At 57.4% G+C, this 24,476-nt stretch carries 24 protein-coding genes; 16 read left to right on the plus strand and 8 right to left on the minus strand.

The features are described from left to right. Nucleotides 1-124 precede the first annotated feature (124 nt). Both pyrC and rnt read left to right on the plus strand, forming a co-directional pair. Nucleotides 125-1,171 (plus strand): dihydroorotase, encoded by a 1,047-nt coding sequence (gene pyrC, locus QFW87_RS23780; RefSeq protein WP_056742014.1) that lies wholly within the window; start codon nt 125-127, stop codon nt 1,169-1,171. Further along, complete coding sequence (rnt, locus tag QFW87_RS23785; RefSeq protein ID WP_046047091.1) at nt 1,168-1,845, plus strand: ribonuclease T; 678 nt, start codon at nt 1,168-1,170, stop codon at nt 1,843-1,845. The genes pyrC and rnt overlap by 4 nt, the downstream gene beginning before the upstream one ends. Before the next feature lie 52 nt (nt 1,846-1,897). Here rnt and QFW87_RS23790 read toward each other — a convergent pair whose 3' ends face one another. Both QFW87_RS23790 and QFW87_RS23795 read right to left on the minus strand, forming a co-directional pair. Then, nucleotides 1,898-3,229: an IS4 family transposase gene (locus QFW87_RS23790; protein WP_283189031.1), complete on the minus strand. Its 1,332-nt coding sequence runs from the start codon at nt 3,227-3,229 to the stop codon at nt 1,898-1,900. A 122-nt stretch (nt 3,230-3,351) separates the two neighbouring features. After that, nucleotides 3,352-3,954: a peroxiredoxin gene (locus QFW87_RS23795; protein ID WP_064679479.1), complete on the minus strand. Its 603-nt coding sequence runs from the start codon at nt 3,952-3,954 to the stop codon at nt 3,352-3,354. Nucleotides 3,955-4,255: 301 nt separating this feature from the next. On the opposite strand from QFW87_RS23795, the gene QFW87_RS23800 reads away from it, so the two are divergent. Both QFW87_RS23800 and bfr read left to right on the plus strand, forming a co-directional pair. Next, the gene (locus QFW87_RS23800; protein WP_283181530.1) at nt 4,256-4,474 is read left to right on the plus strand and encodes a bacterioferritin-associated ferredoxin; all 219 of its coding nucleotides are present in this window, start codon (nt 4,256-4,258) and stop codon (nt 4,472-4,474) included. A 198-nt stretch (nt 4,475-4,672) separates the two neighbouring features. Then, on the plus strand, nt 4,673-5,146 hold the full coding sequence (gene bfr, locus QFW87_RS23805) for a bacterioferritin (protein WP_283181531.1): 474 nt from the start codon (nt 4,673-4,675) through the stop codon (nt 5,144-5,146). Between the two features lie 172 nt (nt 5,147-5,318). Here the strand turns inward: bfr and grxD are convergent, their stop codons facing one another. The 3 genes from grxD to QFW87_RS23820 form a co-directional block, all read right to left on the minus strand. Further along, the gene (grxD, locus tag QFW87_RS23810; RefSeq protein WP_007943565.1) at nt 5,319-5,660 is read right to left on the minus strand and encodes a Grx4 family monothiol glutaredoxin; all 342 of its coding nucleotides are present in this window, start codon (nt 5,658-5,660) and stop codon (nt 5,319-5,321) included. 97 nt (nt 5,661-5,757) lie between these two features. Then, a complete protein-coding gene (locus QFW87_RS23815; RefSeq protein ID WP_283189032.1) occupies nt 5,758-7,863 on the minus strand; it encodes a molybdopterin oxidoreductase family protein in 2,106 nt (701 codons plus the stop codon). Nucleotides 7,864-7,997: 134 nt separating this feature from the next. Further along, nucleotides 7,998-8,288 carry a hypothetical protein gene (locus QFW87_RS23820; RefSeq protein WP_008155590.1) on the minus strand — a complete coding sequence of 97 codons (291 nt, stop codon included), beginning with the start codon at nt 8,286-8,288 and terminating at the stop codon, nt 7,998-8,000. Between the two features lie 417 nt (nt 8,289-8,705). On the opposite strand from QFW87_RS23820, the gene argF reads away from it, so the two are divergent. Further along, nucleotides 8,706-9,626 carry an ornithine carbamoyltransferase gene (gene argF, locus QFW87_RS23825; RefSeq protein WP_283189033.1) on the plus strand — a complete coding sequence of 307 codons (921 nt, stop codon included), beginning with the start codon at nt 8,706-8,708 and terminating at the stop codon, nt 9,624-9,626. Continuing rightward, complete coding sequence (locus QFW87_RS23830; protein WP_283181534.1) at nt 9,623-10,732, plus strand: ABC transporter ATP-binding protein; 1,110 nt, start codon at nt 9,623-9,625, stop codon at nt 10,730-10,732. Before argF ends, QFW87_RS23830 begins: the two co-directional genes overlap by 4 nt. Nucleotides 10,733-10,843: 111 nt before the next feature. On the opposite strand, the gene QFW87_RS23835 is transcribed toward QFW87_RS23830, so the two are convergent. Together QFW87_RS23835 and ybaK are read right to left on the minus strand one after the other, a co-directional pair. After that, complete coding sequence (locus QFW87_RS23835; protein ID WP_283189034.1) at nt 10,844-11,626, minus strand: PhzF family phenazine biosynthesis protein; 783 nt, start codon at nt 11,624-11,626, stop codon at nt 10,844-10,846. 106 nt (nt 11,627-11,732) lie between these two features. Further along, complete coding sequence (gene ybaK / locus QFW87_RS23840; protein WP_007971306.1) at nt 11,733-12,203, minus strand: Cys-tRNA(Pro) deacylase; 471 nt, start codon at nt 12,201-12,203, stop codon at nt 11,733-11,735. A gap of 371 nt (nt 12,204-12,574) precedes the next feature. On the opposite strand from ybaK, the gene QFW87_RS23845 reads away from it, so the two are divergent. From QFW87_RS23845 to glpD, 4 genes are all read left to right on the plus strand, one after another. After that, on the plus strand, nt 12,575-13,426 hold the full coding sequence (locus QFW87_RS23845; protein ID WP_074874028.1) for an MIP/aquaporin family protein: 852 nt from the start codon (nt 12,575-12,577) through the stop codon (nt 13,424-13,426). Nucleotides 13,427-13,501: 75 nt separating this feature from the next. Further along, the gene (glpK, locus tag QFW87_RS23850) at nt 13,502-15,007 is read left to right on the plus strand and encodes a glycerol kinase GlpK (protein ID WP_283189035.1); all 1,506 of its coding nucleotides are present in this window, start codon (nt 13,502-13,504) and stop codon (nt 15,005-15,007) included. A 253-nt stretch (nt 15,008-15,260) separates the two neighbouring features. After that, nucleotides 15,261-16,016, plus strand: a complete 756-nt coding sequence (locus tag QFW87_RS23855) for a DeoR/GlpR family transcriptional regulator (RefSeq protein ID WP_007916700.1) — start codon at nt 15,261-15,263, stop codon at nt 16,014-16,016. A 296-nt stretch (nt 16,017-16,312) separates the two neighbouring features. Continuing rightward, entirely contained in the window at nt 16,313-17,851 is a 1,539-nt protein-coding gene (gene glpD / locus QFW87_RS23860; protein WP_283189036.1) for a glycerol-3-phosphate dehydrogenase, read from the plus strand. 62 nt (nt 17,852-17,913) lie between these two features. Here the strand turns inward: glpD and QFW87_RS23865 are convergent, their stop codons facing one another. Next, nucleotides 17,914-18,801 (minus strand): LysR family transcriptional regulator, encoded by an 888-nt coding sequence (locus QFW87_RS23865; RefSeq protein WP_283190946.1) that lies wholly within the window; start codon nt 18,799-18,801, stop codon nt 17,914-17,916. Nucleotides 18,802-18,906: 105 nt separating this feature from the next. Between QFW87_RS23865 and QFW87_RS23870 the strand changes: the two genes are divergently transcribed. The 6 genes from QFW87_RS23870 (at nt 18,907) to QFW87_RS23895 (ending at nt 24,399) form a co-directional block, all read left to right on the plus strand. After that, entirely contained in the window at nt 18,907-20,274 is a 1,368-nt protein-coding gene (locus QFW87_RS23870; RefSeq protein WP_283189037.1) for an MFS transporter, read from the plus strand. Continuing rightward, nucleotides 20,255-20,665, plus strand: coding sequence for a DUF4440 domain-containing protein (locus QFW87_RS23875; protein ID WP_283189038.1), 411 nt, complete (start codon nt 20,255-20,257; stop codon nt 20,663-20,665). The genes QFW87_RS23870 and QFW87_RS23875 overlap by 20 nt, the downstream gene beginning before the upstream one ends. Nucleotides 20,666-20,985: 320 nt before the next feature. Then, nucleotides 20,986-21,900, plus strand: a complete 915-nt coding sequence (locus QFW87_RS23880; protein ID WP_283181539.1) for a glutamate/aspartate ABC transporter substrate-binding protein — start codon at nt 20,986-20,988, stop codon at nt 21,898-21,900. Between the two features lie 350 nt (nt 21,901-22,250). Then, nucleotides 22,251-22,997, plus strand: a complete 747-nt coding sequence (locus tag QFW87_RS23885; RefSeq protein WP_283189039.1) for an amino acid ABC transporter permease — start codon at nt 22,251-22,253, stop codon at nt 22,995-22,997. Continuing rightward, a complete protein-coding gene (locus QFW87_RS23890) occupies nt 22,997-23,668 on the plus strand; it encodes an ABC transporter permease subunit (RefSeq protein ID WP_095132566.1) in 672 nt (223 codons plus the stop codon). Before QFW87_RS23885 ends, QFW87_RS23890 begins: the two co-directional genes overlap by 1 nt. Then, nucleotides 23,665-24,399: an amino acid ABC transporter ATP-binding protein gene (locus QFW87_RS23895; RefSeq protein WP_129438052.1), complete on the plus strand. Its 735-nt coding sequence runs from the start codon at nt 23,665-23,667 to the stop codon at nt 24,397-24,399. Before QFW87_RS23890 ends, QFW87_RS23895 begins: the two co-directional genes overlap by 4 nt. Nucleotides 24,400-24,476 lie beyond the last annotated feature (77 nt).

The following is a 24,476-nucleotide window of genomic DNA, read 5'->3' on the forward strand; positions in this document are numbered from 1 at the left end:
ACACACAGATGTTTACGGCATACCTGTTGGATATCGGAAGCTTCCTGCAAAACTTGATAGCGAGTGCCTGGAAGAGTCTTTTCCGGTAGCATTCCCCTCAGTTTGACCCGCCTGGAATCCCCTCATGTCCGACCGCCTGACCCTGCTGCGTCCCGACGACTGGCATATTCATCTTCGCGATGGTGCTGTGTTGCCCAATACAGTCGCGGATGTCGCGCGCACCTTTGGTCGCGCCATCATCATGCCCAACCTGGTACCTCCGGTGCGTAACACCGCTGAAGCCGACGGCTATCGCCAGCGGATTCTCGCTGCACGCCCGGCTGGCAGCCGCTTCGAACCGTTGATGGTGCTGTACCTGACCGACCGCACCCAGCCCGAAGAAATTCGCGAGGCCAAGGCCAGCGGCTTCATTCACGCCGCCAAGCTGTACCCGGCCGGCGCGACCACCAACTCGGACTCTGGTGTCACCAGCATCGACAAGATTTTCCCTGCACTTGAGGCCATGGCCGAAGTCGGGATGCCCTTGCTGGTTCACGGTGAAGTCACCCGTGGCGATGTCGACGTGTTCGATCGCGAAAAATTCTTTATCGATGAGCACATGCGTCGTGTGGTCGAGCGCTTCCCGAGCCTCAAAGTGGTGTTCGAACACATCACTACCGCCGACGCCGTGCAGTTCGTCAACGAGGCTTCGGCCAATGTTGGCGCGACCATCACCGCGCATCACCTGCTGTACAACCGCAACCACATGCTGGTGGGCGGGATTCGGCCGCACTTCTATTGCCTGCCGATCCTCAAGCGCAACACCCATCAGGAAGCCCTGCTCGACGCCGCCACCAGCGGCAGCGACAAGTTCTTCCTCGGCACCGACTCGGCGCCCCATGCCCAGCACGCCAAAGAAGCCGCTTGCGGCTGTGCCGGCTGCTACACAGCTTATGCAGCGATCGAGATGTATGCCGAAGCCTTCGAACAGCGCAACGCGCTGGATAAGCTCGAAGCCTTCGCCAGCCTGAACGGCCCTCGTTTCTACGGCCTGCCGGTGAACACCGATCGCATTACCCTGGTCCGCGAAGAGTGGACCGCCCCAACCAGCCTGCCATTTGGCGAGCTGACCGTAATCCCGCTGCGCGCCGGTGAAAAACTGCGCTGGCGCCTGCTGGAGGAACACGCGTGAGTGAAGACCATTTCGACGACGAACAGGACGGTCAAGGCGGCGGAGGTGGTTCGCGCCACCCGATGGCTGAGCGCTTCCGTGGATACCTGCCAGTCGTTGTCGACGTTGAAACCGGTGGTTTCAACTCTGCCACTGACGCCTTGCTGGAAATTGCCGCAACCACCATTGGCATGGACGAAAAAGGGTTTGTGTACCCCGACCACACCTACTTCTTTCGCGTAGAGCCTTTTGAAGGCGCGAACATCGAAGCGGCCGCTCTGGAATTTACCGGGATCAAACTCGATCACCCGCTGCGCATGGCAGTGAGTGAAGAAGCAGCGCTGACCGACATCTTCCGCGGCATCCGCAAGGCTCTGAAAGCCAACGGTTGCAAACGGGCGATTCTGGTCGGGCACAACAGCAGCTTCGATCTGGGTTTCCTCAACGCCGCTGTCGCACGCCTGGATATGAAGCGCAATCCGTTTCATCCGTTCTCGAGCTTCGATACCGCGACCCTGGCCGGTCTGGCTTACGGCCAAACCGTACTGGCCAAGGCCTGTTCGGCAGCCGACATCGACTTCGACGGTCGTGAGGCCCACTCGGCTCGCTACGACACCGAGAAGACGGCCGAGCTGTTTTGCGGCATCGTCAATCGCTGGAAACAAATGGGCGGCTGGGAAGACTACAACGACTGATCGTTGGGTTTATCCCGCCCATAAAAAAACCGGCCTCAACGGCTAATGCCAGTCAGTTAAGCTGACTGGCATTTTTCTTTCTGATCGGATATTTCGGTGATTTGAGCCTTATGGCGCGGGGATAAATGCGCTCTTCCCGTCGATGCGGCAGAACATAATGCGGGGCAGAGGCGTGCAGCTCGGCCAGATATTTGGGGATGTTCCCGGAACGGTCGGCCGAAACGCTGTTGATAAACCCTAAAATTGCCCAAGTACACGCGGTAAAGCTCATTTCGCACGGGTAAATACCTGGACAGTGGCGGCTCATTTCCACCATCTGGTAGCGCAGCAGGTTGTAGCCCAGCAACACACCCCACAGTTCCTGCTCGATCATCTCGGGCGTCTTGCTACGCAATGTATAGCTGCTGTTGAGCAGCGTCTGTTTCATCTCGCGAAACCCTAATTCGATCTCCCATCGCTGGCTGTACAGGTCGACGATTTCGTCGGACGGGAAGCGTAGCGGATCGGCCATCGACGTCAGGATCTGACAAACCTTGCCCTTGACGGTTTTGCTCAGCAATCGCGCGGTCAGGCGCTCCGGCAGCCCCGGCCATTGCGTGCGGGCCTGCGGCGAAGTGCTCAACGAGACCACAGCGTCCTGGCGCCCCAAGCGCTGAATCACTTCGTACTGCGCACCTTTGCGCAGAGGCATCAGCCAATGTCGCTCGATGCCTGCTTGCTGCCACTGATGCAGCAAACCCGAGGAGTAAAAACCGCGATCGAACAGCGTCAGCGAGTGATCGGGCGTGGTTTCGATCAGTTGCTCCGCCAGTTTCATTTCGTTGCTGCGATAGCCATCCAACGCGCTGCCGATCAGCATGTGGCTGGTCAACTCCATTTGGCAGACCATGCGCACCTGGGGGAAACCGGTGTCGCCATGCTGGTTGCTGGCGGAATCGTAGCGCGCCCGATTTTCGGGTGTATCGGGTGTTCGCCAGACGACGCCGTCGACCCCCAGCAAACGCAAGCCTGCCCAAGTTGGGTGATCCACGGTCTCATGCCAACTTTTCTGAGTCAGATGGAAGACTTGTCGTACAGCCTCGCAGCCCAATCTCTGACGGGCTTGAACCACAGCGCTGGGTGCCACCAATGGACGTTGGCCCGGCAGCATGATGTTCATGCGGCTGACCACATCCCACGCCGACATGCGGCGAAAGAAGGCCATGGAGATCACGCACCAGAGCATCATTTCCAGTGGCAAACGCCGCTTGCGCAGGGGCGCCACGCCGGCCTGTTCAAGTGCCTGCTCGACCAAAGATGGATCGAGTAAAGAATCCAGTCCCTCGATTGAGTTAGGGGTGGAGGCGATATTGTGGGTCAGTTCCAGGGCCCGAGCGAGACGCATAAAAAAATCCGATGCCAGTACAGGCATCGGATTTTGATTTCTTGCGGCCAAAGGTCAAGCAAGAGGGCTTAACTGATCGGCATTAGCCTCAACGGCCTGTTTTTTTATGCCTCAAACGTGCCTTACAGCGCAGCAGCGTTCTCGGTCAGGTAAGCCGCGACGCCTTCGGTCGAAGCGGTCATGCCTTTGTCGCCTTTTTTCCAGTTGGCAGGGCAAACTTCGCCGTGCTCTTCGTGGAATTGCAGAGCGTCGACCAGACGGATCAGCTCTTCAATGTTACGACCCAGCGGCAGGTCGTTGATGATCTGCGAACGGACAACGCCTTTGTCGTCGATCAGGAACGCGCCACGGAAAGCCACGCCGCCTTCGGACTCAACGTCGTAGGCCTTGGCGATTTCGTGCTTCAGGTCGGCAGCCATGGTGTAGCGAACTTCGCCGATACCACCATTGTTGACCGGGGTGTTGCGCCAGGCGTTGTGGGTGAAGTGCGAGTCGATCGAAACGGCGATCACTTCAACGTTGCGTGCCTTGAAGTCAGACATGCGGTTGTCCAGAGCGATCAGCTCGGACGGGCAAACGAAGGTGAAGTCCAGTGGGTAGAAGAACACCAGGCCGTATTTGCCTTTGATGGCCGACGACAGGGTGAAGCTGTCTACGATTTCGCCATTGCCGAGTACGGCCGGTACGGTGAAGTCAGGGGCTTGTTTGCCTACGAGTACGCTCATTGGATATCTCCTGGTCTAATAACGTGAAAAACTGGGCTCGCATCAGCCTGCCACCTTCAGGCGACAGCCCTGTGACACGAACCCGCTTCATAGGACCGGCCATCATACACTGCGTTTTTGACCTGTCCTTAACGGTTTTTTTGTCAGGGGAAATGCAGTCGACGGGTTTTCCTCGTGATCGATGCCGAGAGGAAACCGTTCGTCAGCCCTGATCAAAGCTTTCAGAAACCACTTTGACAATCATTCTCGTTAACATTAAGATCCATCGCAATTGAGTCACAACCAGCGACGGTTTTCACTTATGTATGTTTGCCTCTGCACTGGCGTCACCGACGGTCAAATCCGCGAAGCGATCTATGAAGGTTGCTGCAGCTATAAGGAAGTCCGTCAGGCCACCGGCGTAGCTAGCCAATGCGGCAAATGTGCCTGCCTTGCCAAGGAAGTGGTCCGCGAAACCCTGACCAAATTGCAATCGGCCCAGGCCGCGATTCCCTTCCCTGTAGAATTTACTGCCGCGTAAATAACGTATTTCAAAGAACCGGACTTGATGTCCGGTTTTTTTATGTCTGAAAATCAACCGCTTACGCTCTAGACGCGGAACACAAACATTCTTATTCCGATTAATTTTCACTTAAGTTTCAATAACTTAGGTTTGACACTCTTAATTACGCGGCTCAAACTCTGCCTTATAGACAGTTACTTAGGGCAGGACCCCATCATGAAAGGCGACGTTACAGTCATCCAGCATCTCAACAAGATCCTTGCCAATGAGCTGGTCGCGATCAATCAATACTTCCTGCATGCACGCATGTACGAAGATTGGGGCCTGAACAAGCTCGGCAAGCACGAGTACCACGAATCCATCGACGAGATGAAGCACGCGGACAAGCTGATCAAGCGCATCCTGTTCCTTGAAGGCCTGCCGAACGTCCAGGACCTGGGCAAGCTGCAGATCGGCGAACACACCCAGGAAATGATTGAGTGCGACCTGCGTATCGAACGCACCGGTCATGCGGATCTCAAAGTGGCCATCGCTCATTGCGAAACCGTTGGCGACTTTGGTAGCCGTGAACTGCTTGAAGATATTCTTGAATCCGAAGAAGAACATATCGACTGGCTGGAAACCCAACTGGGCCTGATCGATAAAGTCGGTCTTGAGAACTATCTGCAATCGCAGATGGGCGAAGAGTAAGTTAGCGCCCGCTAAACTCGAGACAATAAAAAGCCCCGCGCTCTTTTAAAGAGGCGGGGCTTTTTTAATGACCCTGTAGGAGCATGGCTTGCCAGCGATGAACGATGACGCGGTGTTCTTGCTAAACCGCGGCGCCTGCATCGCGAGCAAGCTTTGCTCCTACAGATACCAATCAGGCTTCGGTCTTGTTGGCAGCAGCAGCTTCGACAGCAGCCTTGATGGTGGTTTGCAGCGAACCGTCTGCAGCCATCTCGGTCATGATGTCGCTACCGCCGACCAGCTCACCGCCAACCCACAGTTGCGGGAAGGTTGGCCAGTTGGCGTATTTTGGCAGGTTGGCGCGGATTTCCGGGTTCTGCAGGATGTCCACGTAAGCAAATTTTTCACCACACGCCATCACGGCCTGCGCGGCTTTCGCAGAGAAGCCGCACTGCGGGGCATTCGGCGAGCCTTTCATGTAAAGCAGAATGGTGTTGTTAGCAATCTGCTCTTTAATCGTTTCGATGATATCCATGGAGCACCTCGGCTGAACTTTCCGACTCAGGGGTCGGCACGGTGGCGCATTGTAACGGAAACCCGAGCACCCTGCTCGGTCTCCCCGACAGACTTGATCAAGCCGCCGCCACGGTCACTGGCACACCGTTCAACGCCGCATTGCCCGACAACTCATCGAGCTGACACTCGTCGGTCAGGTCATTGGCGCTGGAACCCGGCTGACCACTGGCAATGGTCATCTGCACACCCGGCCGCGCATGGCCCCAACCGTGCGGAAGGCTGACCACGCCTTTCATCATATCCAGACTGCCGAGCACTTCAACTTCAATCACACCGACCCGCGAACTGACCCGCACTCGCTGTCCGTCGTTGAGCCCACGGCTGGCCAGGTCATCCGGGTGCATCAGCAATTGATGGCGCGGTTTACCCTTCACCAGGCGGTGATAGTTGTGCATCCACGAGTTGTTGCTGCGCACATGACGGCGGCCAATCATCAGCAACTCATCAACGGCCGGCGCTTTCAATGCCGCAAAGCGCACGAGGTCAGCAAGGATCGCGGCAGGCGCTGCCTGGACTCGCTGATCAGCTGTTTTCAGACGTGGAGCCAGATTGGATTTCAATGCCCCAAGATCGACACCGTGAGGGTGATCAAACAACGTCGCCAGCGATAGCTTGTGCTCCGAAGCGTCGCCATACAGCCCCATCCGCAAGCCACGGTCGATCATCTGCGCTGGCGGGATCGTCGGTTTCAGTTCCTTGCCAGTCTTCGCAGCAAACGCCTTGGCCAGCCCCACGAAAATCTCCCAGTCATGCAACGCACCTTCAGGTTTGGCCAGAATCGCGCGATTGAACCGACTGACGTTACGCACCGCAAACATATTGAAAGTCGTGTCGTAATGATCGTTTTCCAGGGCCGAGGTGGACGGCAGAATCAGGTCGGCATAACGCGTGGTTTCATTGATGTACAGGTCGATGCTGACCATGAACTCCAAACCGTCCAGAGCCTGCTCCAGTTGTCGGCCATTGGGCGTCGACAGCACCGGATTACCCGCCACGGTAATCAGCGCGCGGACCTGCCCTTCCCCTTCGGTGAGCATCTCTTCGGCCAGCGCCGACACCGGCAGTTCTCCACCGTATTCAGGACGCCCGGAGACCCGGCTCTGCCACAGATTGAAATGCCCACCGGAGGTGGACGCCACCAAATCCACCGCCGGTTCGGTGCACAACGCACCTCCCACGCGATCGAGATTACCGGTGACCAGGTTGATCAACTGCACAACCCAATGACACAAGGTGCCGAACGCCTGGGTCGAGACACCCATGCGGCCGTAACAGACCGCTGTCGGCGCCGCCGCAAAGTCCCGCGCCAGTTGGCGGATCTGTTCGGCGGGCACTGCGCACAGCGGGCTCATGTCCTCGGCGGTGAAATTCGCGACCGCCTCACGCACCTCATCCAGACCGTCCACCGGCAAATGACTGTCGCGGGTCAGGCCTTCAGCGAACAAAGTGTTGAGCAGCCCGAACAACAACGCCGCATCGCCACCGGGGCGCACAAACAGATGCTGATCGGCAATCGCCGCCGTTTCGCTACGGCGCGGATCGACCACCACCACTTTGCCGCCGCGGGCCTGAATGGCCTTCAAGCGCTTCTCCACATCCGGCACGGTCATGATGCTGCCGTTGGAGGCCAGCGGATTGCCGCCGAGGATCAGCATGAAATCGGTGTGATCGATGTCCGGGATCGGCAACAGCAAACCGTGGCCGTACATCAAATGGCTGGTCAGGTGATGGGGCAACTGGTCGACTGAGGTCGCGGAAAACCGGTTGCGGGTTTTCAACAGGCCGAGAAAGTAATTGCTGTGGGTCATCAGCCCATAGTTGTGCACGCTGGGGTTGCCTTGATAGACCGCCACCGCGTTCTGTCCGTGACGCTCCTGAATCGCCGCCAGACGTTCGGCTACAAGGTTGAAGGCGACTTCCCACTGGATGGGTTGCCATTCACTGCCGACACGTAACATCGGCTGACGCAAACGATCCGGATCACTCTGAATATCTTGCAAGGCGACGGCCTTGGGGCAGATGTGCCCGCGGCTGAATGTATCCTGAGCGTCACCCTTGATCGAAGTGATCTGCACCGCGCCTTCGACCTCGGTGGTTTCGATGGTCAGGCCGCAGATGGCTTCACACAAGTGGCACGCACGGTGATGGAGAGTCTTGGTCATGGCCAGTCTCTGTCTTGTTATGGGCGGGCGATATCGGCCGCGGGAACAAAACTATGGCGCCTGATCCACTGCTGCGCCAGCGACGTTCGTCTTGTGAATCGGCGGCCATCAGGCCAGCCGATGACCGCTGGGGATCAGTTCGGCGGCAGCCTCGGCGGCGCCTGCAACTGGATCTCCTGGATGGTTTCGATCTGCTCTTGAGCGACATGAACACCGGTGAGTTCGCCGATCAGCCGCCAGTGCTCGTCGAGCCCGGTGCTGATGGTTGCCATGCGGTCGATCATCCGCCGGCCGGCAGCCTTGGTCACTTCGTCTTCACTGCGCATCAACTCGAAGGACATCGAGGTCATGGACGCGGTGAGGTGGGTCAGCGAGCGAGCCGTGAGGCCGAGTAATTCCATTAACTGTCGTTCTTTCGATTCCATTCCGAAGGCTTCCTGCGTCGTTCGTGCGTTAGTTATAACCCGCCGCTTTGCATTAGCAAATGTTTCAGACCAGACACATCCCTCAATCCTGAGTACAAATGTTTCGAATGACAGGTCAGAAACCGACCGTTGCTACGCCTTCCCCGCCCCGTTTGATTGCAAAGCCCCGCACCCCCAGTGTACAAATGACGGGCTGCTGTCAGGAAACAGGCTTCAAAAGCGCTACTGCGGTCATCCCGTAGCCCCTCTGAAATCCCCTAAAAACCGTAGCCCTATTGGTAAGACGCGACATTTAATTATAAGATCGCGCCTTCCCCTATTTCGTCGCCCCGTGCGGCTTACGCCGCAGGTCTCGCCCGTTTTTCAGTTAAACAAGGCTTTGAGTATCTGCGGTCTGTTGCAAAAAGGTAGTCAATGATGAGCGCAAGGCACTTTCTCTCCCTGATGGATTGCACGCCCGAAGAGCTGGTCAGCGTGATCCGTCGAGGCGTTGAGCTCAAAGACCTGCGTAACCGCGGCGTACTGTTCGAGCCCCTGAAAAACCGCGTGCTCGGGATGATTTTCGAGAAATCGTCGACCCGCACCCGAATTTCGTTCGAAGCCGGCATGATCCAGCTCGGTGGCCAGGCGATCTTCCTGTCGCCGCGCGACACCCAACTGGGCCGTGGCGAGCCGATCGGCGACTGCGCCATCGTCATGTCGAGCATGCTCGACGCGGTGATGATCCGTACCTTTGCCCACAGCACCCTGACCGAATTCGCCGCCAACTCGCGCGTGTCAGTGATCAACGGCCTGTCCGATGACCTGCACCCGTGCCAGTTGCTGGCCGACATGCAGACCTTCCTAGAGCACCGCGGCTCGATTCAGGGCAAAACCGTGGCCTGGATCGGCGACGGCAACAACATGTGCAACAGCTATATAGAAGCGGCGATCCAGTTCGACTTCCAGTTGCGCGTCGCTTGCCCGGAAGGCTTTGAACCCAACCCTGAATTCGTGGCCAAGGCCGGTGATCGGGTCACCATCGTCCGCGATCCGAAGGATGCCGTACGCGGCGCCCACCTGGTCAGCACCGACGTCTGGACCTCCATGGGCCAGGAAGAGGAAACCGCCAAGCGCCTGAAGCTGTTCGCGCCGTTCCAGGTCAACCGCGCCCTGCTCGACCTGGCCGCCCCGGATGTGCTGTTCATGCACTGCCTGCCGGCCCACCGTGGCGAAGAGATCAGCGTCGACTTGCTCGATGACCAGCGCTCCGTCGCGTGGGATCAAGCCGAAAACCGTCTTCACGCACAAAAGGCCCTGCTCGAGTTTCTCGTCGAGCCGGCGTATCACCACGCATGAGCCATCCATTACTGCTGAACCTGCGTAATCTCGCCTGCGGCTATCAAGACCAGCGAGTCGTGCAGAACCTCAACCTGCATTTGAATGCCGGCGACATCGGTTGCCTGCTGGGCTCATCGGGTTGCGGCAAGACCACCACCCTGCGAGCCATTGCCGGTTTCGAACCGGTACACGAAGGTGAAATCCAGTTGGCGGGCGAGACGATCTCCCGCGCCGGGTTCACCCTTGCCCCGGAGAAACGCCGGATCGGCATGGTGTTTCAGGATTACGCACTGTTTCCGCATTTGAGCGTGGCCGAGAACATCGCCTTCGGGATTCGCAAGCACCCGCAAAAGGATCGCGTCACCGAAGAATTGCTGGAACTGGTCAACCTGAAAAACCTCGGCAAGCGCTTCCCGCATGAGCTGTCCGGTGGTCAACAGCAGCGCGTCGCTCTCGCCCGCGCCCTGGCGCCGGAACCGCAATTGCTGCTGCTCGACGAACCCTTCTCCAACCTTGATGGCGAGCTTCGGCGCAAGCTCAGCCATGAGGTGCGCGATATCCTCAAGGCCCGTGGTACCAGCGCGATTCTGGTGACCCACGACCAGGAAGAGGCCTTCGCAGTGAGCGATCATGTGGGGGTTTTCAAGGAAGGTCGTTTGGAACAGTGGGACACGCCCTACAACCTGTATCACGAACCGCTGACGCCGTTTGTCGCCAGTTTCATTGGCCAGGGTTATTTCATTCGCGGTCAGCTGAGCAGCCCCGAGTCGGTGCAGACCGAACTAGGTGAGTTACGCGGTAATCGTGCCTACACCTGGCCGGTTGGCGGAGCGGTGGATGTATTGCTGCGTCCGGACGATATCGTTTATGCACCGGACAGCACGTTGAAGGCCCGGATTGTCGGCAAGTCTTTCCAGGGTGCGTCGACCTTGTATCGCTTGCAGTTGCCGACCGGCGCGCAGCTGGAATCGATTTTCCCGAGCCATGCCGATCATCTGGTGGGTTCAGAGGTCGGCATTCGTGTCGCGGCTGAACACTTGGTGTTGTTTCAGGCATCGGGCAGTACGGCGGCGCAGATTCCGGTCGTAGAGTCCGGCGTCCGCCGCTACAGCAGCGCCCACTGACACCCCGTTTCTGTAGGAGCAAAGCGTGCTCGCGATAGCATCGCCACGGTTTAGCTGATGCACCGCGACATCGTTCATCGCGAGCGAGCTTTGCTCCTACAAAGGTCAGCATCAACCCAGCATTAGCGTTCCGCTTGCAACGAGCGTCGCATTCCCGCCGATTTTCACCCGATCCCCTTCCAGTCGACAGAACAACTCTCCGCCCCGCGCCGAACACTGATAAGCCGTCAGGCTCGACTTACCCAAACGTTTCGACCAGTACGGAATCAGGCTGCAATGAGTCGAACCCGTCACGGGGTCTTCGTTGATGCCGATCGCCGGTGCGAAGTAGCGGGAAACAAAATCATGCTGGCTGCCCCTGGCCGTGACAATTGCTCCTGGCCACGGCAGCTTCGCCAGCGCAGCCATGTCCGGCTGACATTCGAGCACCGCCTGCTCGGACTCCAGCACCACGAACAACTCGTTCGACCCCAGCACATCAACCGCTTCCACACCCAGCGCGCGCTCGACATCCAGGGTCACGCCCACTTCCGACGGAATGAGCGCCGGAAAATCCAGCCACAAGCGCTCACCCTCACGGCTCACGCTTAGCGGGCCGGACTTGCAGACGAAGTCCAGTCGCTCGACCGGCTCTTTGTAGATTTCAAACAGAATATAAGCGCTGGCCAGAGTTGCATGACCGCACAACGGCACCTCGGTGGTTGGAGTAAACCAGCGGATGCGCCAGCCCTGCCCTTCGCGTACCACGAAGGCGGTTTCGGCGAGGTTGTGCTCGGCGGCGATCTTCTGCATCAACTCATCGGCAAGCCAGGCATCGAGGCGATAGACCATCGCCGGGTTGCCACTGAACGGCCGATCACTGAACGCATCGACCTGATGAAACTCAAGCTGCATAACATTCTCCCTTTGTCAGGCCACCGAGCATGAAGCTGCCGACAATGCGGCACCAGTGACAGAGCCCGTCAATTTGCACCATACAGCGCCGGGCTGATAGTCCGCGTCAGGCACGGCCGATATCAGCGAACTTCGCCTGGGTATGTTCGGCCAACACCGCGGGTGCCAATTCGACTTCCAGCCCTCGTCGCCCCGCACTGACAAAAATGCTGGCGAAGGGCTGAGCTGAATTATCGATAAAGGTGCGCAAGCGCTTTTTCTGTCCCAGCGGACTAATGCCGCCCAAGAGGTAACCGGTGGATCGTTGCGCTGCGGCAGGATCGGCCATTTCGACTTTTTTCACGCCCGCTGCATGCGCCAGGCCCTTTAAGTCCAGACTTCCGACGACCGGCACCACGGCCACCAGCAACTCACCTTTCTCGCTGGCCGCCAGCAAGGTCTTGAACACCTGCGCCGGATCCAGTCCCAGCTTCTCCGCGGCCTCCAGCCCGTAGGACGCTGCCTTCGGATCATGTTCGTAACTGTGCACGCGATGTTCGGCACGAACTTTTTTCAACAAATCCAATGCAGGGGTCATGACAGCTCCAGACTGGGCGGCGGTAGAAAAATACTGCGCTGGATTCTAGGTCATCGATCAATAAAAGGCTCTATTGCGGCGCTATTTCAAAGGCTTGGCGGCGCCTTATGCCGTTCGTCCACCTTCGGCCTGTCGCGTGAACGATGCGGTCATTCATGTGACTAATAGTTCGATTGTGACTGACGGTTCACTTTCGACCTTTGACAGCAGCGTTTCTTGTCTATATTTTTTCGATTCTGAATACTGTACGAATGTTCCTATCGCAGCACCCTGCAGTAGGCCGAGAACAGGATGGGGATCCTGCCTCGGTGAAAATCGCGCTTTTGACCATGATGCAAAAGCGCCAGACAACAACAAAAACGAGGTTTTCAATGACAACTGCTTTACAACAACCGTCACTCTCAAGCCAATGCATGGCCGAATTCTTGGGTACTGCGCTGCTGATCTTTTTTGGTACAGGCTGTGTTGCCGCTCTCAAAGTCGCGGGTGCCAGCTTCGGCCTTTGGGAAATCAGCATCATCTGGGGTGTCGGCGTGAGCATGGCGATCTACCTGACCGCCGGCGTTTCCGGGGCTCATCTCAATCCCGCCGTCAGCATTGCCCTGAGCATTTTCGCTGACTTCGAAAAGCGCAAACTGCCTTTCTATATTCTCGCCCAGATCGCTGGGGCCTTCTGTGGAGCGTTGTTGGTTTACACGCTGTACAGCAATTTATTCTTCGATTACGAACAAACTCACCATATGGTTCGTGGTACTCAGGCCAGCCTCGAATTGGCGTCGGTGTTTTCCACCTTCCCCAACCCGGTCTTGTCCACGGCACAAGCCTTCCTGGTTGAAGTGATCATCACCGCCATCCTGATGGGCGTGATCATGTCCCTGACCGACGACAACAATGGCTTGCCAAAGGGTCCGCTCGCTCCGCTGCTGATCGGCCTGCTGATTGCCGTGATTGGTAGTTCGATGGGGCCGCTAACCGGTTTTGCGATGAACCCGGCGCGCGACTTCGGTCCTAAACTGATGACTTTCTTCGCTGGCTGGGGTGAAATTTCCTTCACTGGCGGGCGCGATATCCCGTATTTCCTGATTCCGATTTTTGCACCGATTGTCGGTGCCTGCCTCGGTGCTGCAGCGTATCGCGGGCTGATTGCCCGTCATCTGCCCAGCGCCCTACCTGCTACAAAGGACGCAGCACCGGCCATAGACGGCAAACCAAGAACTTCTTGATACCGTTGGCGTGTGATCCTGCCCATCAGATCACGCGCCGGACCTCACTCCCTTTTTTCGTCCAAGGCAATCGACATGACCGACACTCAGAATAAGAACTACATCATTGCCCTCGATCAGGGTACGACCAGCTCGCGCGCGATCATTTTCGACCGCGACGCGAACGTGGTTTGCACCGCCCAGCGCGAATTCGCACAGCATTACCCGCAAGCCGGCTGGGTTGAACATGACCCGATGGAAATCTTCGCCACCCAAAGCGCCGTGATGGTCGAGGCCCTGGCTCAAGCCGGCCTGCATCACGACCAGGTCGCCGCCATCGGCATCACCAACCAGCGCGAAACCACCGTGGTCTGGGACAAGACCACCGGCCGCCCGATCTACAACGCAATCGTCTGGCAGTGCCGCCGCAGCACCGAGATCTGCCAGCAACTCAAGCGCGACGGTCACGAGCAATACATCAGCGACACCACCGGCCTGGTGACCGACCCGTACTTCTCCGGCACCAAGCTCAAGTGGATCCTCGACAACGTAGAAGGCAGCCGCGAACGTGCGCGCAAAGGCGAATTGTTGTTCGGCACCATCGACAGCTGGCTGATCTGGAAATTTACCGGCGGCAAGGTGCACGTCACCGACTACACCAACGCCTCGCGCACCATGCTCTTCAACATCCACACGCTGGAGTGGGACGCGAAGATGCTGGAGGTGCTGGATATTCCGCGCGAGATGCTGCCGGAAGTTAAATCCTCGTCGGAAATCTACGGCCACACCAAAAGCGGCATCGCCATCGGCGGTATCGCTGGCGACCAGCAAGCAGCCCTGTTCGGCCAGATGTGCGTCGAGCCAGGCCAGGCGAAAAACACCTATGGCACCGGCTGCTTCCTGCTGATGAACACCGGCGACAAAGCCGTGAAGTCCAAGCACGGCATGCTCACCACCATCGCGTGCGGCCCGCGCGGCGAAGTGGCTTACGCGCTGGAAGGCGCCGTGTTCAACGGCGGTTCGACTGTTCAGTGGCTGCGTGACGAACTGAAGATCATCAACGACGCCCACGACACCGAATACTTCGCCAACAAGGTCAAGGACAGCAACGGCGTGTACCTGGTACCCGCCTTCACCGGTCTGGGCGCTCCGTACTGGGACCCGTATGCCCGTGGTGCATTGTTCGGCCTGACTCGCGGCGTACGCGTGGATCACATTATTCGTGCAGCCCTGGAGTCAATTGCCTACCAGACCCGCGACGTTCTCGACGCCATGCAACAGGACTCCGGCGAACGCCTCAAGTCCCTGCGCGTAGACGGCGGCGCAGTCGCGAACAACTTCCTGATGCAATTCCAGGCCGACATCCTCGGCACTCAGGTCGAGCGTCCGCAAATGCGCGAAACCACCGCACTGGGCGCGGCGTACCTGGCCGGCCTGGCGTGTGGCTTCTGGGGCAGCCTGGACGAGTTGCGCGGCAAGGCTGTGATCGAGCGCGAATTCGAACCGACCCTGGACGAAACCACGAAGGAAAAACTCTACGCCGGCTGGAAAAAAGCCGTCAGCCGCACCCGCGATTGGGAACCACACGAAGGCGCTGAATAAGCCAAGTACAAGATCCAGATAGGGTTCGTCCAAACAGCGTGAAAACGTAGCGAGCGAAGGAAAGACAAGGAAAAAACAGGCGAGGACCGGCTGGGGTCGCCCCCGACTTTACGAGGTTGTAAATGAGCGTCCGAGCCTGTTTTTAACGCAGTATTTCCGAGCGCAGTAGTTTTCACGTTGTTTGGAAACTGGTCGGGAGCAGATTCCTGCGTCATCATGGGCGAATTTTGCACGGCAGCCCAAAGGAAGCCCCATGAATCTGCCTCCCCGTCAGCAGCAAATCCTCGAACTGGTCCGCGAACGCGGCTATGTCAGCATCGAGGAAATGGCTACGCTGTTCGTCGTTACACCGCAAACCATCCGCCGCGATATCAATCAGCTCGCGGAAGCTAATTTGTTGCGTCGCTACCACGGCGGCGCAGCCTACGATTCCAGCGTCGAAAACACCGCCTACGCCATGCGTGCCGATCAGATGCGCGATGAAAAGCAGCGTATCGGTGAAGCCATTGCGGCTCAAATCCCCGATCACGCCTCGCTGTTCATCAATATCGGCACCACCACCGAATCCATCGCCCGGGCGTTGCTCAATCACAATCACCTGAAGATCATCACCAATAACCTGCATGTAGCCTCGATGCTCAGCGCCAAGGACGACTTCGACGTTCTGCTGACTGGTGGCAACGTGCGGCGTGACGGTGGCGTGGTCGGTCAGGCCAGTGTCGACTTCATTAACCAGTTCAAGGTTGATTTCGCCCTGGTCGGCATCAGCGGTATCGATGAAGACGGCAGTCTGCTGGACTTCGACTATCAGGAAGTTCGGGTGTCGCAGGCGATCATCGCCAATGCCCGACAGGTCATCCTCGCGGCTGACTCCAGCAAATTCGGGCGCAACGCCATGATTCGTCTAGGGCCGATCAGCTTGATTGATTGCCTGGTGACCGATCAGCAGCCTGTGCCGGCGTTGGCGCAGTTGTTGAGTCAGCACAAGATTCGGTTGGAAGTCGTCTAACCCCCCCGACATATTTGGTGCCTGTACTGGCGCCTTCGCGAGCAAGCCCGCTCCCACAGGTTCAGCGCAATCCTTGTGGGAGCGGGCTTGCTCGCGAATACGATCGCCCATGCAACACACCTTCTGCGGCTTACCGCACATCTAAATGTTCGAAAATTTTCCTTTAACAGCCCTTCGATCAGTATTTTCAATCGAAGTTAACTGGCTGTGGGCGACTTTATGGGCTACCATTTTCGCAAATGAACATTAATGTTCGAATTCCAATACAGAAAATCATAAAAGCCCGAGGCTAGCCGATGCCCACTTCTACCTTGCCTACGCCCCCTCTCGCTGAGATCTACGATATCGCCGTCATCGGTGGCGGGATCAATGGCGTGGGGATCGCAGCGGATGCCGCCGGTCGCGGTCTTTCGGTGTTTCTTTGCGAAAAGGATGACCTGGCCAGCCACACCTCGTCAGCCAGCAGCAAGCTGATCCACGGCGGCTTGCGCTACCTTGAACATTACGAATTCCGCTTGGTGCGCGAAGCCCTGGCCGAACGCGAAGTGCTGCTGGCCAAGGCCCCGCACATCGTCAAGCAGATGCGCTTCGTGCTGCCGCATCGCCCACACCTGCGTCCGGCCTGGATGATCCGCGCCGGTCTGTTCCTTTATGACAACCTCGGTAAACGGGAAAAACTCGAAGGCTCGAAAAGCCTGAAGTTCGGCCCGGACAGCCCGCTTAAAAGCGAAATCACCAAAGGCTTCGAATACTCGGATTGCTGGGTCGACGATGCTCGTCTGGTGGTGCTGAACGCCATGGCCGCCCGCGAAAAAGGTGCCCACGTTCACACCCAGACTCGCTGCGTCAGCGCCCGTCGCACCAAGGGCATGTGGCACCTGCATCTGGAGCGCGCCGATGGCAGTCTGTTTTCGATCCGCGCCAAGGCGCTGGTAAACGCCGCAGGCCCATGGGTCGCCAAGTTCATTCGTGACGACCTGAAGATGGAATCGCCGTACGGCATCCGCCTGATTCAGGGCAGTCATCTGATCGTTCCGAAGCTGTACGAAGGCGAACACGCGCACATTCTGCAAAACGAAGATCAACGCATCGTGTTCACCATTCCGTACCTGAACCACTTCACCCTGATCGGCACCACCGACCGCGAGTACACCGGCGATCCGGCTGCAGTTGCGATCACTGAAGGCGAAACCGATTACCTGTTGAAAGTGGTCAACTCCCATTTCAAGAAACGCATCAGCCGCGACGACATCCTGCACAGCTATTCCGGCGTTCGCCCACTGTGCAACGACGAATCCGACAACCCGTCGGCCGTCACTCGCGACTACACCCTGGCGCTGTCGGGCACCGGCGAAGAAGCGCCGCTGTTATCGGTGTTCGGCGGCAAGCTGACCACCTACCGCAAACTGGCCGAGTCAGCGCTGGCGCAACTGGCTCCGTACTTCAAGGACATCAAGCCGAGCTGGACCGCCAGCGCTACCCTGCCGGGCGGTGAAGACATGACCACCCCGCAAGCCTTGTGCGCCTTGATCCGTGACAAATTCGACTGGGTGCCGACCGAAATTGCCCGCCGCTGGGCCACCACCTACGGCAGCCGCACCTGGCGCATGCTGGAAGGCGTGCAGAATCTCGGCGATATGGGCGAACACATCGGCGGCGGGCTCTACACCCGTGAAGTCGATTACCTGTGCAGCGAAGAGTGGGCGACCACCGCGCACGACATTCTGTGGCGTCGCAGCAAGCTGGGGCTGTTCACTACTCCGGCGGAACAGGAAAAGCTCAAGGATTACTTGAACAAGGTCGAACAGAACCGCAGCAAGATCGAAGCGGCCTGATCGGCAATCCGGTTAAAGCCAAGCCCCTGAATCTCACGATTCAGGGGCTTTTTTGTAGGCGCTTACTGCGCCAGATGCAGCAACAGGAAATCAATGAACGCCCTCGATTTGTGGGGCAAATGCGGGCTGTTGGGAAACACCACGTTGACGGACTGCGAGGGCAGCGAATAGTCGGGCAACAACCGGATCAGCCGCTCGCTGGCGATGTCGTCCTTGACCACCCAGGAGGGCAGCACCGAAACACCTAGCGACGACAACGTCATGGAACGGATGGCCGTGGAAGAATTGGATTCAAACTGATTGATCCCATTGATCTCGACATCACCCAATTGCGGATGGCGCAGCGTCCACTGAGTGGGCGCCTGCAGGTTGCTATTGGCAATCCACGGCACCGCATTCAGGTCCTGAGGATTCTGCACCGGGTGACGAGCAAGAAACGTCTCGGTAGCTACCAGGACAATTTCATAATCCGCCAGTTTACGGCTCTTGAAAGCCGAGTCCGCCAAGTTTCCAAGACGGATAACCAGGTCTAACTTTTCTGCCACCAGATCATTGAGTGACGAATTAAAGTTATAACTGAGTTTTATTTCCGGGTAGCGCTCTATAAATTGCGGGATCAGCGGGAGAATATACGCTTCACCGTATTCACTGGTGGAACTCAACCGCAACTTACCGGACACCCTATTATGTCCTTTCAATACATTACCAAAAGCATTATCGATATCCGCGACAATACCTTTGAACTCTTCATAAAAATCCTGACCGATTTCGGTGAGGGATATATTTCGGGTATTTCGAATCAACAACGTCGCTGACAGCACGTCCTCTAGCGCCTTGACATGCAGGCTGGCCATGGCTTTGCTGATGCTCAGGTAATTGGCAGCCTTGGTGTAAGAACCAAAATCGACCACGGCCAGGAATGTCTGGACCCGATTAAGATGAGTGTGCATAGCAATATGGCTCACTGTTAAATCCCGTCAAACACTGTTTCAAGGATAGTCGTATCGACAGTTCAAGTCCACCGCCCCTATGCTTTGCGGCAAAGGGGAAACAACATGACCTATCGCTACAAAGTTGCACTAATATTCCTGATCGGTTTTTTTATAGACTGCATTAACATCTTTATGTCGGCGGTTGCATTACCGAGTATATCGACGGCGCTGCACGTTAGTACTTCAGACGTTGCCTGGGTGGCTAACGCTTATATTCTGGGGCTGACACTGATCATCCCGGTCAGCACCTGGCTGGCCGGTCGTTTTGGCAGCCGGGAAATCCTCACCGCCTCGATGATCGTATTCACAGGCTCCGTGTGGATGTGTGGGCTGGCCAACAGTTTCAACGAACTGGTGATCTGGCGCTTCGTCCAGGGCGTTGGCGGCGGACTGTTGATTCCTGTCGGCCAGGCGCTGACGTTCAACCTGTTCAAGGGTGAGCAGCGGGCGAAAATATCCACATTGGTCATGGCCGTTGCCCTGATAGCGCCCGCCATTTCACCTACCATCGGCGGCGTCATCGTCGACAGCAGCTCCTGGCGCTGGGTCTTCTACAGCAACATTCCGTTCTCGCTGATCGCTGCATTGTTGTCCTGGTTCTGGATCAACGAAGCGCGCCCGACGAGTTTGCCCAGACCCGACATCAAGGGCTTGCTGCTGGTTAGCGCGGCGCTCGGCAGCCTGCTGATGGGAATGTCGTTGTATGGCGGCGACGCTCCGGCAGGGGTGGCCGCCCTCTTCGTCATGGCCGGCGTTTCTTTCGTCGTGCTGTACGGGCTGCACTACCGCACCTGCAAAAACCCGATCATTGAACTGAGCCTGCTCAAAAGCAAAAAACTCAGCACCTCCATTTTTATCTATTACGCGATTCCAGGTGTGTTCACCGGAGTCAACTTGATGAACATCTTCTTCCTGCAAAACACCCTGCACTTCAGCGCCCGACTGACAGGGATGTTCATGATCCTGTATGCCATCGGCGCGTTCATCGCGATGTTGATCTGTGGCCGGGTCTATAACCGGATGGGCGCAAAGCGGCTGTTTGCCCTGGGCATGCTGTTACACAGCGCCGGCATTGCCACCCTGTTACTGGTGAACAATCCCTCAGACCTTTGGATGATTGTCATCGCCTACAGCTTGATGGGGATCGGCGGCGGCATCGGTGCCAACACAGCACAAACCACGTCATTGATGGACTTTGAGGGCAGTGACACCCACAAGGCCAGTGTCATCTGGAACATCAACCGACAGATGTCATTCAGCATCGGCGCTGCCCTCTTCCTGATGGTTTTCAACCTGCTCTTGAAGCATTTCGATACCACCCAGGCGTACCACGTGACCTTCGCCATCGCCGCGCTGGTGGGCCTGTTTCCACTCTTTCAACTGAGTCAGTTGAACACTCAAAAGGACTGTCATGCACAACAAAATAGTTGAACAGGCGCACCACAGCATTCATCACGTGCACGCGTTGATCCACACCCTGTTCACCGATTCAAACGGTAAGGGGCAGGCCGCTTTCGAGCCGCTGATGTCGGCATTCGCCGAGCACTTCACCATGGTTACCACTTCGGCCGCCATCGTCAGCCGGGCGATGGTTGAACAGATGTTCAAGGGTGCGGTCGGCGCCAAGCCAGGTCTGGAAATCGTCATCAGCGACCTGCAGACGGTATGGCAAGAAGGCGCCAGCGTGGCGATCCGCTACCAGGAAACCCATCGCCTCAACCAGCGCGAAAGCTCACGGGTTTCGGTGGCGATCATTGGCATGCATCACCACAACGCCCAATGGACCTACCTGCATGAAACGCCGCTAAGCCGGGAAAGCTGATTCTCGTATGAACGGCACGATCACTGACTCTTATCTGGCCAATAGGGCGTTATTGGCCGCAAACTCCATTCGGTTTTCCGAACGCGACCTGTCGGTCGATTCGGTTAACCGGATTCTCCAGCATCAAAAATCTCGCCATAAATATTTAATCCCCTTATAAATCAATAGTTTGATCTATTCAGCCTAGCCTGGCACGAGTCATGCTCTACACTCTTGGACGAATGACCGCTGTGCCAACCCTTCAGGAGCCGGCAAGCATTCGAAGCACGAAAAGGGCCGATGAACTGGCTCCATATAAAAACAATGTCGAGGAAAATTTGATGCGCATCGTTCCCCATCTCCTGGGCGCAGCCATTGCTGCCGCTCTGATCAGCACTCCAGTTTTCGCCGCCGAGCTCACCGGCACCCTGAAGAAGATCAAAGAGTCCGGCGTTATCACCCTCGGGCATCGTGACGCTTCCATTCCGTTTTCCTACATCGCGGACGCTTCTGGCAAACCGGTTGGCTACTCCCACGATATCCAGCTGAAAATCGTTGAAGCCATCAAAAAAGACCTGGACATGCCGAACCTCCAGGTCAAGTACAACCTGGTGACCTCGCAAACCCGTATCCCGCTGGTGCAGAACGGCACCGTGGACGTCGAGTGCGGCTCCACCACCAACAACGTCGAGCGTCAGCAACAAGTTGACTTCTCCGTCGGCATCTTCGAAATCGGCACCAAGCTGCTGGCCAAGAAAGATTCGCCCTACAAAGACTTCGCCGACCTTAAAGGCAAGAACGTCGTGACCACCGCCGGCACCACGTCCGAGCGCATCCTCAAGTCGATGAACGCCGACAAGCAGATGGGCATGAACGTGATCTCCGCCAAAGACCACGGCGAGTCCTTCAACATGCTGGAATCGGGCCGTGCCGTTGCTTTCATGATGGACGACGCCCTGCTGGCCGGTGAAATGGCCAAGGCCAAGAAGCCGACTGACTGGGCCGTAACCGGTACTGCACAGTCCTACGAAATCTACGGTTGCATGGTCCGCAAGGGTGACGCACCGTTCAAGAAGGCTGTGGATGACGCGATCGTTGCGACCTACAAGTCCGGCGAGATCAACAAGATCTACGAAAAATGGTTCATGGCGCCAATCCCGCCAAAAGGCCTGAACCTGATGTTCCCGATGAGCGACGAGCTCAAGGCCCTGATCGCCAATCCGACCGATAAAGCGGCTGACGACAAGAAATCCTGATTTCTGACTAACCTTATCTCCTGACAGGGCGCTGCCCTTTCAGGGGATAGTCATTCCCTGCTGGCATTTTTGGAAACACTCGAACCGGTGGCTGTCGAGCCGCTCGTGTGTGCCTGATCGTAGTGGTCTGTACGGTCAGTTCGTTAGCTCAAATTCGGTGCCGGAAGTTCATATCCAAGGCGCTGTGACGAGTCATAGCCCGCTATGGCGAGGAACAGCAACGCAGGAGATGGACTTCCGGGGCCGGAGTTGAGCTGACAGAACTGACCACACAGACCACCTAGGTCAGGCGGGAACGGAGCTTCCCCAGGCGGGCATTTGTACATCGAACGATCTGAGGGGAGACCCTAATGAATTACAACTGGGACTGGGGCGTGTTCTTCAAGTCCACCGGCGTGGGCAGCGAGACGTATCTCGACTGGTACGTCTCCGGTTTGGGCTGGACCATCGCCATCGCCGTCGTGGCCTGGATCATTGCTCTGTTGCTGGGCTCGATTCTGGGTGTCATGCGCACCGTACCGAACCGCATCGTATCGGGCATTGCGACCTGTTACGTCGAACTCTTCCGTAACGTGCCGCTGCTGGTTCAGCTGTTCATCTGGTACTTCCTGGTGCCCGATCTGCTGCCTCAGAACCTGCAAGACTGGTACAAGCAGGATCTCAATCCGACCACCTCGGCGTACCTGAGCGTTGTCGTGTGCCTGGGCCTGTTTACCGCCGCCCGCGTTTGCGAACAAGTGCGTACCGGCATCCAGGCGCTACCGCGTGGCCAGGAAGCCGCCGCTCGCGCCATGGGCTTCAAGCTGCCGCAGATCTACTGGAACGTGCTGCTGCCCCAAGCCTATCGGATCATCATTCCGCCGCTCACCTCGGAATTCCTGAACGTGTTCAAGAACTCTTCCGTCGCGTCGCTGATCGGCCTGATGGAGTTGCTCGCGCAGACCAAACAGACCGCCGAGTTCTCCGCCAACCTGTTCGAAGCCTTCACCCTGGCAACGCTGATCTACTTCACGCTGAACATGGGCCTGATGCTGCTGATGCGCATGGTCGAGAAGAAAGTGGCCGTACCGGGCCTGATCTCCGTAGGGGGTAAATGATGGAATTCGACTTCTCGGGCATCATCCCGTCCCTGCCGGGATTGTGGAACGGCATGGTCATGACCCTGCAACTGATGGCGCTGGGCGTCGTCGGCGGGATCATACTCGGCACGATCCTGGCGCTGATGCGCCTGTCTCACAGCAAACTGCTGTCGAACATTGCCGGCGCCTACGTTAACTACTTCCGCTCGATTCCGCTGCTGCTGGTCATCACCTGGTTCTACCTGGCGGTGCCGTTCGTACTGCGCTGGATCACCGGCGAAGACACCCCGATCGGCGCGTTCGCCTCCTGCATCGTGGCGTTCATGATGTTCGAAGCGGCGTACTTCTGCGAAATCGTCCGGGCCGGTGTCCAGTCGATCTCCAAGGGTCAGATGGGTGCTGCCCAAGCCTTGGGCATGACGTATAGCCAGATGATGCGGTTAATCATCCTGCCGCAAGCGTTCCGCAAGATGACCCCGCTGCTGCTGCAACAGAGCATTATCCTGTTTCAGGACACCTCGCTGGTCTACGCGGTCGGTCTGGTGGACTTCCTCAATGCCTCGCGTGCCAGTGGCGACATCATCGGTCGCTCCAACGAGTTCCTGATCTTTGCAGGTCTCACGTACTTCACAATCAGCTTTGCCGCCTCGCTGCTGGTCAAGCGTCTGCAAAAAAGGTTTGCCGTATGATCTCTATCAAGAATGTCAACAAGTGGTATGGCGACTTCCAGGTACTGACTGACTGCAGCACCGAGGTCAAAAAAGGCGAAGTGATTGTGGTGTGCGGGCCGTCCGGCTCCGGCAAATCCACCCTGATCAAATGCGTCAACGCCCTGGAACCGTTCCAGAAAGGCGACGTGGTGGTCGATGGCACCTCCATCGCCGATCCGAAGACCAACCTGCCGAAACTGCGTTCGCGCGTTGGCATGGTGTTCCAGCATTTCGAACTGTTCCCGCACCTGACCATCACCGAAAACCTGACCATCGCGCAGATCAAGGTGTTGGGCCGCAGCAAGGAAGAAGCCACGAAGAAAGGCCTGCAACTGCTTGAGCGCGTCGGGCTGTCTGCCCATGCGCATAAGCATCCGGGCCAGCTCTCCGGTGGTCAGCAACAGCGTGTGGCGATTGCCCGTGCGCTGGCGATGGACCCGATCGTCATGCTGTTCGACGAACCGACTTCGGCGCTGGACCCTGAAATGGTCAACGAAGTACTCGACGTGATGGTGCAACTGGCCCACGAAGGCATGACCATGATGTGTGTGACCCACGAAATGGGCTTCGCCCGTAAAGTGGCGGACCGGGTGATTTTCATGGACCAGGGCAAGATCATCGAAGACTGCATGAAAGAGGAGTTCTTCGGCGACATCAACGCCCGCGCCGAGCGTACGCAGCATTTCCTCGCCAAGATTCTGCAGCACTAAGTCCTGCCACCGCTTCCACCCCTGTGGGAGCGAGCCTGCTCGCGAAGACGGCTTAACAGTCAACATCGACATTGACT

The organism is Pseudomonas sp. PMCC200344, assembly GCF_030053095.1.
Lineage (GTDB): Bacteria > Pseudomonadota > Gammaproteobacteria > Pseudomonadales > Pseudomonadaceae > Aquipseudomonas > Aquipseudomonas svalbardensis.